At 53.4% G+C, this 15,100-nt stretch carries 14 protein-coding genes and 1 tRNA gene; 8 read left to right on the top strand and 7 right to left on the bottom strand.

The window, feature by feature from the left end; genetic code table 11:
- Window positions 1–27: 27 nt before the first annotated feature.
- Window positions 28–651 (top strand): TIGR04211 family SH3 domain-containing protein, encoded by a 624-nt coding sequence (locus RTM06_RS00420; RefSeq protein WP_097095975.1) that lies wholly within the window; start codon window positions 28–30, stop codon window positions 649–651.
- A 142-nt stretch (window positions 652–793) separates the two neighbouring features.
- On the top strand, window positions 794–2,026 hold the full coding sequence (locus tag RTM06_RS00415; RefSeq protein ID WP_312179095.1) for a multifunctional CCA addition/repair protein: 1,233 nt from the start codon (window positions 794–796) through the stop codon (window positions 2,024–2,026).
- Window positions 2,027–2,044: 18 nt separating this feature from the next.
- On the opposite strand, the gene bacA is transcribed toward RTM06_RS00415, so the two are convergent.
- Both bacA and folB read right to left on the bottom strand, forming a co-directional pair.
- On the bottom strand, window positions 2,045–2,863 hold the full coding sequence (gene bacA, locus RTM06_RS00410) for an undecaprenyl-diphosphate phosphatase (RefSeq protein ID WP_008103429.1): 819 nt from the start codon (window positions 2,861–2,863) through the stop codon (window positions 2,045–2,047).
- Between the two features lie 191 nt (window positions 2,864–3,054).
- Window positions 3,055–3,414, bottom strand: a complete 360-nt coding sequence (gene folB, locus RTM06_RS00405) for a bifunctional dihydroneopterin aldolase/7,8-dihydroneopterin epimerase (RefSeq protein ID WP_008103431.1) — start codon at window positions 3,412–3,414, stop codon at window positions 3,055–3,057.
- A 107-nt stretch (window positions 3,415–3,521) separates the two neighbouring features.
- Here folB and plsY point away from each other — a divergent pair, with 107 nt between their 5' ends.
- Complete coding sequence (gene plsY / locus RTM06_RS00400) at window positions 3,522–4,121, top strand: glycerol-3-phosphate 1-O-acyltransferase PlsY (protein ID WP_061720459.1); 600 nt, start codon at window positions 3,522–3,524, stop codon at window positions 4,119–4,121.
- 30 nt (window positions 4,122–4,151) lie between these two features.
- Here plsY and tsaD read toward each other — a convergent pair whose 3' ends face one another.
- Window positions 4,152–5,165, bottom strand: coding sequence for a tRNA (adenosine(37)-N6)-threonylcarbamoyltransferase complex transferase subunit TsaD (tsaD, locus tag RTM06_RS00395; protein ID WP_312179091.1), 1,014 nt, complete (start codon window positions 5,163–5,165; stop codon window positions 4,152–4,154).
- Window positions 5,166–5,446: 281 nt separating this feature from the next.
- On the opposite strand from tsaD, the gene rpsU reads away from it, so the two are divergent.
- The 3 genes from rpsU to rpoD all read left to right on the top strand — a co-directional run bounded on the left by rpsU (window position 5,447) and on the right by rpoD (window position 9,733).
- Window positions 5,447–5,662: a 30S ribosomal protein S21 gene (gene rpsU, locus RTM06_RS00390; RefSeq protein WP_008103436.1), complete on the top strand. Its 216-nt coding sequence runs from the start codon at window positions 5,447–5,449 to the stop codon at window positions 5,660–5,662.
- A gap of 118 nt (window positions 5,663–5,780) precedes the next feature.
- A complete protein-coding gene (gene dnaG, locus RTM06_RS00385; RefSeq protein WP_312179089.1) occupies window positions 5,781–7,526 on the top strand; it encodes a DNA primase in 1,746 nt (581 codons plus the stop codon).
- A 365-nt stretch (window positions 7,527–7,891) separates the two neighbouring features.
- Complete coding sequence (rpoD, locus tag RTM06_RS00380; protein WP_008103440.1) at window positions 7,892–9,733, top strand: RNA polymerase sigma factor RpoD; 1,842 nt, start codon at window positions 7,892–7,894, stop codon at window positions 9,731–9,733.
- A 60-nt stretch (window positions 9,734–9,793) separates the two neighbouring features.
- Here the strand turns inward: rpoD and mug are convergent, their stop codons facing one another.
- Both mug and RTM06_RS00370 read right to left on the bottom strand, forming a co-directional pair.
- The gene (mug, locus tag RTM06_RS00375; RefSeq protein ID WP_312179088.1) at window positions 9,794–10,312 is read right to left on the bottom strand and encodes a G/U mismatch-specific DNA glycosylase; all 519 of its coding nucleotides are present in this window, start codon (window positions 10,310–10,312) and stop codon (window positions 9,794–9,796) included.
- The gene (locus tag RTM06_RS00370; RefSeq protein ID WP_256697479.1) at window positions 10,309–10,896 is read right to left on the bottom strand and encodes a TetR/AcrR family transcriptional regulator; all 588 of its coding nucleotides are present in this window, start codon (window positions 10,894–10,896) and stop codon (window positions 10,309–10,311) included. The genes mug and RTM06_RS00370 overlap by 4 nt, the downstream gene beginning before the upstream one ends.
- Window positions 10,897–11,030: 134 nt before the next feature.
- On the opposite strand from RTM06_RS00370, the gene RTM06_RS00365 reads away from it, so the two are divergent.
- A complete protein-coding gene (locus RTM06_RS00365) occupies window positions 11,031–11,813 on the top strand; it encodes an SDR family oxidoreductase (RefSeq protein WP_312179085.1) in 783 nt (260 codons plus the stop codon).
- A 190-nt stretch (window positions 11,814–12,003) separates the two neighbouring features.
- A tRNA-Ile gene (locus tag RTM06_RS00360) sits at window positions 12,004–12,079 on the top strand.
- A 101-nt stretch (window positions 12,080–12,180) separates the two neighbouring features.
- On the opposite strand, the gene RTM06_RS00355 is transcribed toward RTM06_RS00360, so the two are convergent.
- Complete coding sequence (locus tag RTM06_RS00355; protein WP_008103447.1) at window positions 12,181–12,885, bottom strand: MgtC/SapB family protein; 705 nt, start codon at window positions 12,883–12,885, stop codon at window positions 12,181–12,183.
- Window positions 12,886–13,227: 342 nt separating this feature from the next.
- Window positions 13,228–15,099 carry a TolC family protein gene (locus RTM06_RS00350; protein ID WP_312179082.1) on the bottom strand — a complete coding sequence of 624 codons (1,872 nt, stop codon included), beginning with the start codon at window positions 15,097–15,099 and terminating at the stop codon, window positions 13,228–13,230.
- Window position 15,100 lies beyond the last annotated feature (1 nt).

Below are 15,100 nucleotides of genomic sequence, written 5' to 3'. Positions count from 1 at the left end.
TACGCCATTAAGAAAAAACGACATCGAATGAAAAAAATCACACTTGCTGCCCTTTCTTTGCTGGCTTTCAGCGCCATCACGCCTGCTCATGCTGCTGACGAAAAGCGTTACATCTCCGATGAATTGTCCACTTGGGTGCGCAGCGGTCCAGGCGATCAATATCGCCTGATCGGTAAGCTGAACGCCGGAGAGGAAGTGACCTTGCTGCAGACCAATAGCGATTCTCAATATGGTCAGATTCGTGATGCAGAAGGCAAAACCAACTGGATTCCACTGTCGCAGCTGAGCGCCAATCCAAGCCTGCGTACCCGCGTGCCGCAGCTGGAGCAGCAGGTTAAAGACCTGACGGCCAAGCTGGCGAATATCGATAATAGCTGGAATCAGCGCACGTCCGAGATGCAGAACAAAGTCGCCAACAGCGACGGCACCATTGATGGTCTGAAAGCTGAGAATCAGAAGCTGAAAAATGAGCTGATTGTCGCGCAGAAGAAAGTGAGTGCCGCCAACGTACAGCTGGATGACAAACAGCGCACCATCATCATGCAGTGGTTTATGTATGGTGGCGGCGTGCTGGGCGTTGGTCTGCTCTTGGGTCTGTTGCTGCCGCATATGGTGCCGCGCCGTAAGAAAAACGATCGCTGGATGAACTAACGCGCCACGCAGATTTGTTCTTTTATTTAAGGGGATCGTAAGATGCCCTTTTAGGCGTGCCCGATATTTAGCCAAAGTATGCAACAATAAAGTAACAAGCGTGCTCAGCACGTAATTTCTGATTTGCCTCTGGAGTGGTTGAGTGAAGACGTTTCTGGTCGGTGGCGCAGTGCGCGATGCCTTACTGCGTTTGCCGGTAAAAGATAGAGATTGGGTGGTGGTTGGCGCGACGCCGGATTCGATGCTGGCGGAAGGTTATCAGCAGGTTGGCCGGGATTTTCCAGTTTTTTTGCATCCACGCAGCCGTGAAGAGTATGCGCTGGCGCGTACGGAACGCAAAAGCGGCAACGGTTACACCGGTTTTGTGACGCAGTTCGCGCCGGATGTTACGCTCGAGCAAGATCTGCAGCGCCGCGATCTCACCATCAATGCTATCGCCCAAAGTGATAGCGGCGAGCTGATTGATCCTTATGGCGGTCAGCGCGATTTGGCGCAACGCCAGCTGCGCCATGTTTCCGCCGCCTTTAACGAAGATCCGCTGCGTGTTCTGCGCGTGGCGCGTTTCGCCGCCCGCTTTGCCCATCTAAATTTCCGTATTGCCGATGAAACCCAGGCGCTGATGCGCGAAATGGCCGTCAGCGGCGAACTGGCACATCTCACCGCAGAACGCGTGTGGAAAGAGACGGAAAAAGCGTTGCTGACGCGCAATCCACAGGTCTATTTCCAGGTGCTGCGTGATTGCGGCGCGCTGCAGGTGCTGTTCCCGGAAATCGATAACCTGTATGGCATTCCGGCACCCATCAAATGGCATCCCGAAATTGATACCGGCATACATGCGCTGATGACGCTGGCGATGTCCGCCGCGCTTTCGGATCAACTTGATGTGCGTTTCGCCACGCTGTTTCACGATGTCGGTAAGGCGCTGACGCCACCGGAAAAATGGCCGAGCCATCATGGTCATGGCCTCGCGGGCGTGCCGATTGTTGAAGCGCTGTGCCAGCGCCTGCGCGTGCCGAATCAGGTGCGTGATTTGGCGTTAGTGGTGACCGAATTCCATGACGTGGTGCACACCATTGAACGCCAGTCTGCTGATGCGCTAATCGCGCTTTTTGATCGTATCGATGCCTGGCGCAAGCCCGATCGGGTGGAGAAAATGGCGCTGACCAGCGAAGCGGATGCGCGCGGGCGTGCGGGTCTGGAAAGCATGGCTTATCCGCAAGGCGACTATTTGCGTCTGGCGTTTACGCTGGCGCAAGCGGTGCCCACCAAAGATGTGGTGGCAGCAGGTTTTAAAGGGGTGGAAGTGCGGGAAGAGTTAACCCGTCGACGTGTTGCGGTTCTGCAGGCGGAATTGATTAACGCGCGGCCAGCGTAACCGGCCGCGCGGGCTGACTTACATAAAGATGGCGTAAACCACGGCCGCCACAATGAAGCGGTAAATAGCGAAAGAGACAAACGAAATACGCTTGATCAGCTCAAGGAACACTTTGATTGCCAGCAGCGCCACAACGAAGGCGGTGACAAAACCGACGGCAAACATCGGGAAATCCTGCATTGTCAGGAAGCCGAGGCTCTTGTAGAGATCCAGTCCGGTTGCACCAATCATCATCGGCACCGCCAGAATGAACGAGAACTCCGACGCCGCATAACGGCTCACGCCCATCAGCATACCGCCAGAAATCGTCGCACCTGAGCGCGAGAAGCCCGGCCACAGCGCCAGACACTGGAAGCAACCAATCATAAACGCCTGCAGATAAGTGATATCGTCAACGCCCACTGCTTTAGGTTGCTTTGGCTTGAAGTATTCCGCCACCAGCAGCAGCACACCACCAACCACCAGCGCATACATCACGTTAATCGGGTTAAACAGCGTTTTGATTTGATCGTGCAGCAGCAAACCAATCACCACCGCCGGCACCATGCCCAACAAAATATGAATCAGCGTCAGACGACCTGTACCGACACCTTCATGTTTGACCTCACCGAAGTGAATACCGATCAAACCAAACAGGCGGCGCCAGAACATCACGACCACAGCGAGGATGGAACCGAGTTGAATCACAACTTCGAAGGTTTCAGCGGTCTGGCCTTCAAAACCCAACAGATGACCAACAATTATCATGTGGCCCGTGGAAGAGACCGGCAGGAATTCCGTGAGGCCTTCTACAACCCCCAGGATTGCAGCTACCCAAAGCTGGTGAATGTCTGCCATCAAAATATTTCCTCTATCCGTTTTAAACAGTAAAAAGGCGGTCGCAAAGGGCTACCGCCTGAAATTATGCCAGCGTCACGCTGAAGGAAACCTTAAGAAATTCGGTAACTTCCTGCTGGTTAGCGCAACGGCCTCAAGTGAGACACACCATAATTTGGTTTGGTTTCATTGTGATGGCAATCACGGAAGTTTTATTTCGGAATAGTCCCGCGCTCAATACGCACGCCAACGCTGGCCGCCTGGGCTACAGCGCCCGGTTTGCCTACCTTTATACGTACTCCGGGGGTTTTGAAACGATTCATCAACAGATCGGCGATTTCTTCTGCCACCCTTTCAACCAGGGCAAAACGCTGACCTTGCAGATGATTGAGGATCACTTCGGTGACATCGGCGTAGCTCAGGCAATCGTTCACATCGTCGCTGGCCGCGGCCTGACGGTTGTCCCACGCCATTTCGACATCGAGCACCAGCTTCTGCTGCATGCCCTGTTCCCAGTCGTAAACGCCAATAGTCGTGAACACGGTAAGCTGCTCAATAAATACGATATCCATGATGTCAGTCTCTGTTTTTGGCTAAGCCGGATACCACTTCCGGCGGATTATGCGTATTATCCACGCTTATCGAGAACAAAACGACCCAAAAGGAACGGTACGACGCTATGAGTGCTATCGCGCTTGGTATGATTATTTTCGCGTATCTTTGCGGCTCGATTTCCAGTGCGATACTGGTCTGTAAACTGGCTGGTTTACCCGATCCGCGCTCGCAAGGCTCAGGCAATCCTGGCGCGACCAACGTTTTACGCATTGGTGGCAAAGCCGCCGCTGCCGCAGTGCTGATTTTCGATGTGGCAAAAGGCATGCTGCCAGTGTGGATCGCTTATCTGCTGCACGTTGCCCCGCTCTATCTTGGCCTCACGGCGATTGCCGCCTGTCTGGGCCACATCTATCCGGTGTTCTTTCGTTTTCGCGGCGGTAAAGGCGTGGCGACCGCCTTTGGTGCGATTGCGCCGATTGGCTGGGATTTGACGGGATTAATGACCGGCACCTGGCTGCTGACGGTGCTGCTGAGCGGCTATTCATCACTCGGCGCGATTGTCAGCGCGCTGATTGCACCGTTTTACGTGTGGTGGTTCAAACCGCAATTCACTTTCCCCGTTTCGATGCTTTCGTGCCTGATTCTGTTAAGACACCACGACAACATCCAGCGCCTGTGGCGCGGCCAGGAAAATAAGATCTGGAAGCGGAAGAAGAAGAAATAAAAAAACCGGCGCGAGGCCGGTTTTTTCGTTTTAGATGGCGGGTAATTCTGCCAGCGGCCAACGTGGTCGCACACTCACGCCGAGTCCACCACGGGTGCCGCCTTTGAGACGCACTATGCCAGCGTAAGCAATCATCGCGCCGTTATCAGTGCAAAACTCAGGGCGTGCATAAAACACTTCGCCGCCACGCTTTTGCATCATCTCAGCCATGCGCTCCCGCAGCGTGCGGTTCGCGCTGACGCCACCCGCAATCACCAAACGCTTGAAGCCGGTTTGCTCAAGCGCGCGTTTGCACTTGATCATTAAGGTATCAACCACCGCATCTTCAAACGCGCGAGCGATATCCGCGCGGGCTTGCTCATCGCCCTGATGCTCGCGAATGGTGTTCGCCGCAAAGGTTTTCAGGCCGGAGAAGCTAAAATCCAGCCCCGGACGATCGGTCATTGGCCGTGGGAAGCGGAAACGGTTTGGCGTGCCCTGCTGCGCCATACGCGACAGCATCGGTCCGCCCGGATAATCCAGCCCCAGCAGCTTGGCAGTTTTATCAAACGCTTCGCCTGCTGCATCGTCAATCGATTCGCCCAGTAAGGTGTATTCACCAATTCCGGTCACGCTGATCAATTGTGTATGGCCGCCGGAAACCAGCAGCGCGACAAACGGGAATTCCGGCGGATTCTCTTCCAGCATCGGCGCCAGAAGATGCCCTTCCATATGATGCACCGGCACCGCCGGCACATTCCAGGCGAATGCCAACGCTCGGCCAATGGTGGCGCCAACCAGCAGCGCCCCCACCAATCCGGGCCCGGCGGTGTAGGCGACGCCGTCAATCTGTTGTGGCTCAAGGCCCGCTTCTTTCAGTGCCGCCTGAATCAGCGGCACGGTTTTACGGACGTGGTCACGCGATGCCAGTTCCGGCACCACGCCGCCGTAATCGGCATGCAGTTTCACCTGGCTATATAGTTGATTTGCCAGCAGACCGGACGCATCGTCGTAAATCGCGATGCCGGTTTCATCGCAGGACGTTTCAATACCCAGAACTCGCATAGCTTTTATCACCCTCTTCGTGCGGCGCGCAGTGTAACACAGGCAATTCTCACGCCAGAGACTTTGCCCCTGAAAAAGTGTTTTTCTGTCGCACAAAGAGTGCGCTATACTCCACGGCCTGAAAAAACCGGCAGCCGCGATGGCATATGCCCCTGTTGGTTCTAAATTATACATGGTGCTTTACAAGTCGGCCGCGGCTGGAGTAAAATGCTGCACCATTTTGAAATGTGCTGGCGCCGCAGTCAGCAGCAAAAACCGAATTTTATCGAGGTAAGAGTTACATGCCGGTAATTAAAGTACGTGAAAACGAGCCGTTCGACGTAGCACTGCGTCGCTTCAAGCGTTCATGCGAGAAAGCAGGTGTTTTGGCAGAAGTTCGTAGCCGTGAGTTCTACGAGAAGCCTACCACTGAGCGTAAGCGCGCTAAAGCATCTGCAGTTAAGCGTCATGCCAAGAAACTGGCTCGCGAAAACGCACGCCGCACTCGTCTGTACTAATTTCTTGCGGAAGCTTGCTTCCGCCGCGTGATAAACGCAGACAGAGTCAAGTAAAAGGCCGTGCTTTCCGAAAGGAAGCGCGGCTTGTTGTCGTTTATGAGCTGAAAAATCGGGGCTTATGGCTGGACGAATTCCACGCATATTTATCAACGACTTACTTGCCCGCACGGACATCGTGGATATTATCGATGCCCGCGTTAAGCTGAAAAAGCAGGGTAAGAACTATCACGCGTGCTGTCCTTTTCATAACGAGAAAACCCCCTCTTTCACCGTAAGCGGTGAGAAGCAGTTCTATTACTGCTTCGGCTGTGGCGCCAAAGGCAACGCCATCGACTTCCTGATGAATCACGATCGTCTGGAATTTGTTGAGAGCGTTGAGGAGCTGGCCACGCTTCATGGCTTAGAAGTGCCGTATGAAGCGGGCAATGGTCCTAGCCAGATGGAGCGCCATCAACGTCAAAGTCTTTATCAGTTGCTGGATGGCCTGAACGGCTTCTATCAACAGAGCCTGCGTAATCCACAAGCGCAATCTGCACAGAACTATCTCGCCACGCGTGGTCTTAGTCAGGAAGTGATCGATCACTTCGCTATCGGCTATGCGCCTGCCGGTTGGGATAATGCACTGAAGCGCTTTGGCCAGCAGAAAGACGATCGCGAATCACTGATGGAAGCAGGCATGTTGGTCAGCAATGACTCAGGCCGCACCTACGATCGCTTCCGCGATCGCGTTATGTTCCCTATTCGCGATAAGCGTGGCCGCGTGATTGGTTTTGGTGGTCGCGTGCTGGGCAACGATACGCCGAAGTATCTGAACTCGCCTGAAACACCGATTTTCCATAAAGGCCGCCAGTTATACGGACTTTATGAAGCGCAGAAAAATCATCCGCAACCCACGCGTTTGCTGGTTGTCGAAGGTTATATGGACGTGGTGGCGCTGGCGCAGTTTGGCATCGATTATGCCGTTGCATCGCTGGGCACCTCGACCACCGCTGAACACGTTCAGCTGCTTTACCGCTCAACGGATACCGTGATTTGCTGTTACGACGGCGACCGCGCCGGACGTGAAGCGGCATGGCGTACGCTCGAAACCGCATTGCCTTACATGAATGATGGCCGTCAGCTACGCTTTATGTTTTTGCCTGATGGCGAAGATCCGGACACGCTGGTACGCAAAGAGGGCAAAGAAGCCTTTGAAGCACGAATGGAGCAGGCTACACCGCTCTCTACGTTTCTGTTCGACAGCCTGATGCCGCAAGTGGATTTGAGTACACGCGATGGCAAAACTAAGCTGGCGACACTGGCGTTACCGCTGATCAGTCAGATACCCGGTGAAACGCTGCGCATTTACATGCGTCAAACGTTGGGTAATAAACTCGGGATTCTTGACGATAACCAGTTAGACAAGCTGATGCCGAAGCTGGCGGAAAGCGGAGTGCTGCCAACTGCCCCACCGTTGAAGCGCACCACCATGCGCGTATTGATCGCGTTATTAGTGCAGAATCCGCAATTTGCCTCCATCGTGCCTACACTGGATGGACTGGAGCAGTCAAAAATGGCGGGTTTACCGCTATTTGTGGAGTTAGTCAGTCGTTGTACAGAGAATCCTGGCCTGACCACCGGACAGCTACTAGAGTTATATCGCGGAACAAATTTTAGCCAGCCCCTTGAAACACTGGCCACCTGGAACCACATGATAGTGGATGAAGAGGCGGAGGAAGTGTTCCAGGATTCACTGGCAAGTATTTACGATTCCGCGCTCGAACAGCGCCTTGAAGCGCTTATCGCACGCGAGCGAACGGATGGCCTAAGCGCCATCGAACGCCGCGAGTTCTGGGCTCTAAGCCAGGCATTAGCGAAAAAATAAGATTTTTACTTGGTTAGAACAGTTAGCGCTCTTTAAGCTCCTTTTCTGACTCATTCTACGGACAAGGCTTGTATATAAGCGAAACCGGAAAAAGGACCGTAGGCGTCGAAGTCAGTTTCGTTACCGCCAGCGCGCAGCAACCGGAGCGTACTGAAGTACGTGAGGATTGCGAGCACTGCCGGGGACGAAAATGACGAGTGAGCCAGGTCCGAACAGAATTCAAGCGGCTTAAGTGCCGATTATAGAAGGGCAAAGGCCCTGGCCGCGATGTAGGCAGCGGCAAAAACACAACGCCTTCACTGTTATTGTTGGCTTTCGCCGCCGACCGACACCAATCTAATTAACAGAAGTGTGGATACCGTCTTATGGAGCAAAACCCGCAGTCACAGCTTAAGCTACTTGTCACCCGTGGTAAGGAGCAAGGCTATTTGACCTATGCTGAGGTCAATGACCATCTGCCGGAAGATATCGTCGACTCCGATCAGATCGAAGACATCATCCAGATGATTAACGACATGGGTATTCAGGTTGTTGAAGAAGCGCCTGATGCTGATGATCTGATACTGAATGAAAACAGCTCCGATACTGACGAAGATGCCGCAGAAGCCGCCGCTCAGGTTTTATCCAGTGTTGAATCTGAAATTGGCCGTACCACCGACCCGGTGCGCATGTACATGCGCGAAATGGGTACCGTTGAACTGCTGACGCGCGAAGGCGAAATTGACATCGCTAAGCGCATCGAAGACGGTATCAACCAGGTCCAATGCTCTGTAGCCGAATATCCGGAAGCGATCACCTATCTGCTCGATCAGTACGATCGCGTAGAAGCGGGCGATGCTCGCCTGTCTGACTTGATCATCGGTTTCATCGATCCGAACGCAGAAGAAGATATCGCGCCGACAGCCACCAACGTCGGTTCTGAGTTATCACAGGAAGACCGCGATGACGACGAAGAAGAAGATGAAGACGATGACGACAGCTCTGATGACGATAACTCTATCGATCCAGAACTGGCTCGCGAGAAGTTTGGCGACCTGCGTACGCAGTACGAAACCACGCGCACCGTCATCAAAGCCAAAGGCCGCAGCCATGCTGACGCCGTAGCCGAAATCCAGAATCTCTCTGAAGTGTTCAAGCAGTTCCGTCTGGTACCGAAGCAGTTCGATTACCTGGTAAACAATATGCGTGAAATGATGGAGCGCGTGCGTACGCAAGAGCGCCTGATCATGAAGCTGTGTATTGAACTATGCAAAATGCCGAAGAAAAACTTCATCACGCTGTTTACCGGCAACGAAACCAACCCAAGCTGGTTCAAAGCCGCGCTGGCGATGAACAAGCCGTGGTCTGAGAAGCTGCTGGAAGTTGAAGATGATGTGAATCGTTCGCTGTACAAACTGCAGCAGATCGAAGAAGAAACCGGCTTGACCATCGAGCAGGTGAAGGACATCAACCGCCGCATGTCTATCGGTGAAGCGAAAGCGCGTCGTGCGAAGAAAGAGATGGTTGAAGCAAACTTACGTCTGGTTATCTCTATCGCCAAGAAATACACCAACCGTGGTCTGCAGTTCCTCGATCTGATTCAGGAAGGCAACATCGGCCTGATGAAAGCCGTTGATAAGTTTGAATACCGTCGTGGTTATAAGTTCTCAACTTACGCCACATGGTGGATCCGTCAGGCTATCACCCGCTCTATCGCTGACCAGGCGCGCACCATCCGTATTCCGGTGCATATGATTGAGACCATCAACAAACTCAACCGTATTTCGCGTCAGATGCTGCAGGAAATGGGTCGCGAACCGACGCCGGAAGAGCTGGCTGAACGTATGCTGATGCCTGAAGATAAGATCCGCAAGGTGCTGAAAATCGCTAAAGAGCCAATCTCTATGGAGACGCCGATTGGTGATGATGAAGATTCGCATCTGGGCGACTTTATCGAAGACACCACGTTGGAACTGCCGCTGGATTCCGCCACCTCGGAAAGCCTGCGCTCAGCGACTCACGACGTGCTGGCTGGCCTGACCGCGCGTGAAGCGAAAGTGTTACGTATGCGTTTCGGTATTGATATGAACACAGACCACACGCTGGAAGAGGTTGGCAAACAGTTTGACGTAACGCGTGAGCGTATTCGTCAGATTGAAGCCAAGGCGCTGCGTAAACTGCGTCACCCAAGCCGCTCAGAAGTACTGCGTAGCTTCCTCGACGATTAATCGTTGTCGAGACGAAAAAACCCCGGCTTGCCGGGGTTTTTTATTGCCTGAAGCGTCGCTCTATCGCGCGTTACTTTGCAGCCAATCATGCAGTTGGCGATAGGATGCGGCCATCTCTTCTAGCGTCGCACGATTTAACCCACTCGGATTAGGCAGCACCCACAAACGCGTTTCACCCAGTGTTAGCGGCTGCTCGCCCCACTCAACTTTGCGCTGACGAAATGCTTTCTGGAAGGCATCTTTGCCCAACACCGCCAATGCACGCGGTTGATAGTGCAAAATCTTTTGCTGCAAGCGTGAGCCACCGTCGCGTAATTCATCGCCATCCAACTCGTTAGCCTGCACCGTCGGACGCTCCACCAGCATGGTAATACCACATCCAGTTTCCAGCAGCCGCTGCTCCTGCTCGGGCTTGAATAACTCGCGCGTAAAGCCGGCCTGATATATCACTTTCCAAAAGCGATTGCCGGGATGCGCGAAGTGAAATCCAGTGTGCGCCGACGACTTGCCCGGATTGATGCCACAAAACAGCACCTGTAAATCAGGCGCAATGATGTCGCGGATATCGTGCTCGCTCATACAATCTCCAGTCCGGCGCGTTGTTTTACCGATCGACGACTGCTCGCCAGCATAGTGCGCGCTTCCTCGTCGTCCGGACAAGCACGTGCCATTGCCACCGCACCAACCATCTCAGCCAACATAGTGGTCGCCGCGTCATCCGCATGCGGATGATTAAGCTCATGTAGCGTCAACGCCAAGCGCTGCCGCATCGCTTCACGCTGCTGTGAAAACAACGTACGCGCCTCGACGGGTAAATGCGCCATCTCACTCACCAGCGCAGGCATCGGACAGCCTTCACCCGGCGTGTTGCAATGCTGCTCGGATAAATAGCTATCAATCAGCTGATTAAGTCGTTCAGCGGGATCGTTAATTGAGGTGATATCCGCAAAGCGGCGTGCCGAATCAGCAAACATCTCAGCGATCACCGCTTGCACCAGATCTTCGCGGGAGGCGAAATGGGCATAAAAGCCGCCGTGCGTTAAACCCACGCGCTTCATCAGCGCAGCTACGCCAATGCTTTCAGTGCCGTTCTCGCGCATCACCACCGAGGCTTCATCCAGAATGCGCTGTCTTGTACGCGCTTTATGGCTCAGCTTTTCCATCTTCATTGACTCCGACATCGTTGATGGCAATCAGTGTAATTATTACAACCATCATATTCTAGCTTGACGATAAATATTATGGTCGTCATATTAAAGCCCGTAAATATGATAACCATCATCTTAAGGAACATACCATGTCACAACAACTGGCTTTGATCACCGGCGCATCAAGCGGAATTGGCGCGACCTATGCAAAACAACTGGCCGCACGCGGCACAAACCTGATTCTGGTGGCACGCGATGAAGTCAGGCTCAATCTGTTGGCACAATCACTACGTGAAGCGCATGGCGTTGAAGTCAGCGTGCTGGCTGCCGACCTCACCAGCCACGATGATTTGCTAAGAGTTGATCGCGAAATCCAGCATAACAAAGCGATTACGCTGCTGGTAAACAATGCCGGCATGACTGTCGAAGGCGAATTCATTGACGGTGATATCGCGAAAATACAAACGATGCTGACGTTAAATATCCTTGCGCTGACTCAGCTGGCCCACAGTGCTGCACAGGCATTTCGTGCACGTCGCAATGGCACGATTGTGAATATTGCTTCGGTGCTAGCGCTGGTGAGCGAATCGGCCAATGGTGCCTACAACGCCAGTAAAGCGTATGTACTTTCCCTGACCCGTAATCTGCATCGTGAATTAGCGGAAAGCGGTGTGCGTATGCAAGCTGTGTTGCCAGGCTTAACGCGCACTGAAATCTTTGAGCGCGCAGGAAAATCCATTAACGATCTTCCCGCTGAGATGCTAATGGAAGTGGACGATTTAGTCTCGTCAGCGCTGCGTGGACTCGATGCCGGCGAGCTAGTGACGATCCCATCCGTGGAAGATGTGCAGCTTTGGCAGAACTACGAAGAGGCACGCATCGCCATATTGCCCTTCATCTCGCTCAACAAGCCTGCAACGCGCTATTTGTAGTATCGACAAACTTTCGAATGAGCCTGGTCTCAAAAAAACGCTGATGATTGGGCGCTTAATAAACGATAGTGCGTGGGATAGTAAAATTTTCTTTTTTAGATCAAGGAGTCAGCTATTGCTGTAATTTTCACCATCCGAATGGTGAACTCTGGATCACCCTAACAAGATACTCTATAATCCCCGCTCCGCTGGCCCCTTAGCTCAGTGGTTAGAGCAGGCGACTCATAATCGCTTGGTCGCTGGTTCAAACCCAGCAGGGGCCACCAATTTAGCGAATAAATTCATATTAATAAGCCACCTATCTCAAGGTGGCTTTTTTATTCTTCATTCAAAGTGGCGATTAAATGGCGTCACGTTTGCCAAAAGACTAATCCCGTTCCAACTCACTCACCTGCCATCTTACCGAACTGACGCCTTTCTCCAGACTAATGCGGCTCACCAGGCTTTCAAGCTGGTCGGTTAACGTCGGATTGCCAATCACCTCGGCATTTACTTCCATGCGATGCGGCGGATCCATATCTTCACTGTGCAGTGATTGTAGTCGTAGGCCGCTGCCGCCGAGCGTGTGCAGCATCAAGCTGCGGACCTGAACTTCATCCTGCGCGAGGCAGATGATTTGTACTTTATAGTGTTGAATCGCTTCTGCGGCTGAGACGATGGTTTGACGGTTAATTCCTAAAGCCAATTCACGCAGCAGAATATTCGCGCACAGTATCACCATGCAGCCGATCGTCGCCTCCAACAGCAATCCCATGCTGCACAGCACGCCAATGGCGGCGGTGCACCACAAGGTGGCGGCGGTATTCAATCCGCGAATATTTAAGCCATCCCGCATGATCACGCCACCGCCGAGGAAACCAATACCGGATACCACATAGGCCGCAACGCGCGACGCATCGGTGGCGATGCCCGGCACGCTTTGTGTCATCAGAACGAACAGACATGCGCCGGTGCTGACCAGCGCATTGGTGCGCAATCCGGTCATGCGTTGACGTAACTGGCGCTCACTGCCAATCAGTGCGCCCAAAACCAGCGCGACGGTGACGCGCAGTAAAAAGATTTTCCAATCCATGATAGACCTCACTCCGCAGCTCTTTATTTGCGGAACAACAGGTTAAAAATGGATTACAGACAGTGCGAATACCGCTGGGAATCAGCTGCATTATGCTTATGAAAAGGGGTGATTCTGGAAGGGAATCCACCGTCTTAACGCGCAGTTAAGACAGCGTGAAAGCTATCTTACCGCGAGGTCCTGCTGTAATCGTGTGGGACAAGTGTCCAATGCCGTTCTCCTCTTGGGTAAAAATTCGCCGCGATTCTAAAGTGGTTTGCGCCGCGTTGCCAACTCAAAAAGCCCGTTCGTTTACGTTGGGTTAAGGACAAGAAACCCGCCGAAGCGGGTTTATGTGCCAGTTTATCGTCCAGTTGTTAACCAACGACTCAACGTGCCCGAGTTAGCATACCCGCTGATAATGGCGGCATAGCTATCGAAACGGTTGCTGACTTCACTGACCTGGTTGTTGTACAGGTCGCTTTCTGCGCTCAGTACGTCCAGCAATGAACGGCGGCCTAAGTGATACCACTGATCAAAGAAGTCCTTACGAATACGGTCGGATTCCACAATCAGGTTTTTGTACAGCACGGCGCGTTCCGCTGTTGAGTGTGCATTCTGGCTGGCTGCGCGCACACGGTTTTCCAGATCGCGGCGCTGTTCTTGCACCTGCTGACGGCTCGCTTCGGCGCGTTTAATCGCCGCAATTTCCTGTGCATTGGTTGAACCGCCGCGGAATAAGCCCCAGCTCACGTTGAGGCCGGTTTGCCATGCCTGCTGGCGCCCAAGCTGATCTTCACGGGTGTTTTTGCTAACTGTCCAATTGAGCTTTGGCAGACCAGAAGCTTTGATCGCCTCCGCCTCTTTGAAGGCCGCTCGCTCTTCGGCGCTGGCGCGCAAGATCAGCGGATGGACATCCAGACTCGTCAGCTGGCGATTTAAATCGCCAAAGGAAAGTGCCCACTTATCACTGGCTGGTAAAGTCACGCGGCTGTTGCCCATCAGGCGATTCAGGGTGATTTCTATATCACGTGCGCGTGATTCGGCATTTTCCAGATAGCTTTGCGCTTGCAGCAAGCGCCCTTTCGCCTGCGTCAGTTCACTGCGACGTCCAGTATCTGATTGAACAATGCCGCTGAGCATTTTGGTCAGCTCTGCCATACGCCCCAGATATTGTTTGCTGATGGCAATGACGTGCTGCTGTTTATTCCACTCAATCAATGCATTACTTACCTGCATCGCCAGATCTTCACGCTGTGCCTGCACCGCCTGCAAGGCTGACTTAACGCGCTCTTCGCGGCTTTCAATAGTGCGACTGGTTTGGCCAAAGTCGATAAGGTTGGTCGCTACTGAAACACCTAATGATGGCGTATTCCCCTGGTATTCATAATTCTTCGTGCCACTGCCAAACTCTTTGGTGGCGGATGCGGCGCTGACATCAACCTGCGGCCAGCGCTGGCCTTTTGCTTCATCTACGCTGGCTTCAGCCGCATCGCCCTGAGCGATATAGGACTTCAGTGACGGACTGATACGCCAGGTAATGCGTGCAGCCGAAAGAAACTTTTGCCGAATTTCACTTTCGGCAACCGTTTCATTAGCCCCGCCCCTTAGCGTAACCGGAGAAGTCGTGACTGCAGCATCGGCTGAAGGCGTGCTTACAAAATTGATATTTGCCTGTGGGCTTTCCACTGGAGCATGAGTCGCTGTTTGCGCAGATTGTGGCTGACTCACGTTCCGCGCCGGTTGCAGCGGATTGAACGGCTGTGGCTCAGGACGACGCTGCTCCTCAGTCAGGAAACCGCCGCCCTGAATTTCAGCCGGCTGGCTCGGTTTGGCATTGATCGGTGCTGCACGTTCTATGACCTTAAACTGTTGCGGAGCTTCCGCTATCGCATGCGGTGCAATCGGCGCAACTGACGGCTGAACCGGCTGAGTAATAATAGTCGCAGGTTTCTGCCTTTCAGCGAAGAGCGGCTGCTGCGCTGGCACAGCGATCTCTGGTCGCGCAATGTTTACCGCAGGTGCCGGTGCCACATGAACCGGCAAGGGCTGAGTTCGCACCGCCGCTGGAGCCGGTACCGCTGGACGCTGGCCGCTCATCTCTGCAAACATCATTAACTCACTGGTAGAATCAGCCATTACGTTGACCGCCGGTGCCATCACCACCGCAATACAAACGGCAAGCAGAGAGAGATGACGCGCCTGTACGTAGCGCATCTTGTTATTATTTTTCATG

The organism is Pantoea sp. CTOTU46764 (assembly GCF_031974595.1).
Lineage (GTDB): Bacteria > Pseudomonadota > Gammaproteobacteria > Enterobacterales > Enterobacteriaceae > Pantoea > Pantoea trifolii.
This window is presented reverse-complemented; position numbering and strand designations above follow the sequence as displayed.